We start from the raw sequence: 2208 nt of genomic DNA on the forward strand, positions 1-2208 counted from the left end.
GCGCCCGCCCTAGCTCGCGACGCGCGACGGGCGCGTCAGCAGGACGAGGCTGCGGGCCTCCACGGCGAGCCGGGTGCCGGCCTTGCGTTCGCGTTCGTCCGGGATGCCGTCGGGGTCGGCGGTGTCGATCAGAGTGGTCCAGCGCTCTCCGAAGGAGGCGTCGGGCAGGCGGAAGTCGACGGGTTCCCAGTAGCCGTTCAGAAGCAGCAGGAAGGAGTCGTCGACCAGCCGCCGTCCGTAGGAGTCGCGCTCGGCGATGGCGTCGCCGTTGAGGAACACCCCGACGGAGTGGGCGTCACCGCGCTGCCAGTCCCGGCCGGTCATCTCGCGGGCGTCGGGCCTGAACCACATCAGGTCGGGCACCGGCTGCCTGGCGTTGGTCGCGGTCTCGCCGCGGAAGAAGCGCCGGCGGCGCAGCACGGGATGCGCGGCGCGCAGCGCGATCAGATGCCGGGTGAAGTCCACGAGGCTCGACTGCTCGTCGGTCAGCCTCCAGTCGACCCAGGAGATCTCGTTGTCCTGGCAGTAGGCGTTGTTGTTGCCGCGCTGGGTGCGGCCGAACTCGTCGCCGTGGCAGAGCATCGGGATGCCCTGCGACAGCAGCAGCGTGGCGAGCAGGTTGTGCTGCTGGCGGCCGCGCAGTTCGAGGACGGCCGGGTCGTCGCTCCCCCCCTCCGCCCCGCAGTTCCAGGACCGGTTGTGGCTCTCTCCGTCCCGGTTGTCCTCACCGTTGGCCTCGTTGTGCTTGTCGTTGTACGACACCAGGTCGCGCAGGGTGAAACCGTCGTGCGCGGTCACGAAGTTGACGCTCGCGCGCGGCCGGCGCCTGCTGTGCTGGTACAGGTCGGAGGAGCCGGTCAGCCGGGAGGCGAACTCGCCGAGCGAGCCGGGCTCCGCGCGCCAGAAGTCCCGTACGGCGTCCCGGTACCTGCCGTTCCACTCCGACCACAGCGGCGGGAAGTTGCCGACCTGGTAGCCGCCCTCCCCCACGTCCCAGGGTTCGGCGATGAGCTTGACGCGGCTGATCACCGGGTCCTGCTGGATCAGGTCGAAGAACGCCGAGAGGCGGTCCACCTCGTGGAACTGCCGGGCCAGCGTGGCTGCCAGGTCGAACCGGAAGCCGTCGACCCGCATCTCGGTGACCCAGTACCGCAGCGAGTCCATGATGAGCTGGAGGACGTAGGGGTGGCGCATCAGCAGGCTGTTGCCGGTGCCGGTGGTGTCGTAGTAGTGCGCCCAGTCGCCGTCGACCAGCCGGTAGTAGGAGGCGTTGTCGATGCCCCGGAACGACAGCGTGGGGCCCATCTGGTTGCCCTCGGCGGTGTGGTTGTAGACCACGTCGAGGATGACTTCGAGGCCGGCCGCGTGCAGCGCCTTCACCATGGCCTTGAACTCGTCGACCTGCTGGCCGCGGGTGCCGAAGGCGGCGTAGGCGTTGTGCGGGGCGAAGAAGCCGATGGTGTTGTAGCCCCAGTAGTTGGACAGGCCGCGGTCCTGCAGCACGCCGTCCTGGACGAACTGGTGCACCGGCATCAGCTCCACCGCGGTCACCCCGAGCGAGGTCAGGTGCTCGATCACCGCGGGGTGCGCGAGACCCGCGTAGGTGCCGCGCAGCCGTTCGGGGACATCGGGGTGACGGCGGGTCAGGCCGCGCACATGGGCCTCGTAGACGACCGAGTCCGAGTACGGCGTCCGCGGCGGCCGGTCGTCGCCCCAGTCGAAGTACGGGTCGGTGACCACGCCGAGCATGGAGTGGCCGGCGCTGTCGGCCGGGGCGGGCCCGTCGGGGGCGCGCTCGTACAGCGAGGCGTGGTTGTCGATCTGGCCGTCCACGGCGCGGGCGTACGGGTCGAGCAGCAGCTTCGCCGGGTTGCACCGGTGGCCGAGCGCGGGCTGCCAGGGGCCGTGCACCCGGTAGCCGTAGCGCTGGCCGGGAGCGATGCCGGGCAGATAGCCGTGCCACACGAATCCGTCGACCTCGTGCAGCCGGACCGGGCTCTCGGTGCCGGCCTCGTCGACGAGGATCAGGTCGACACGCTCGGCGACCTCGCTGAACAGGGCGAAGTTGGCGCCCTGTCCGTCGAACGCGGCGCCCAATGGATAGGGCTGCCCGCTCCAGACGGGCAGCCCTTTCCGGGACTTGCGGGCGGTCACCGGCTGCCCTCCAGGGCGTCGTCACCGGCGGGCGCGGGCGCGGCCAGTGCGGCC

Annotated in this window: 1 protein-coding gene; it reads right to left on the minus strand. The window is 70.8% G+C overall.

Translation table 11 applies throughout. The features are described from left to right. Positions 1-9: 9 nt before the first annotated feature. Positions 10-2154, minus strand: coding sequence for a glycogen debranching protein GlgX (gene glgX, locus ACWEN3_RS45670; RefSeq protein ID WP_452984251.1), 2145 nt, complete (start codon positions 2152-2154; stop codon positions 10-12). Between the last annotated feature and the right edge of the window lie 54 nt (positions 2155-2208).

The organism is Streptomyces sp. NPDC004561, assembly GCF_053602155.1.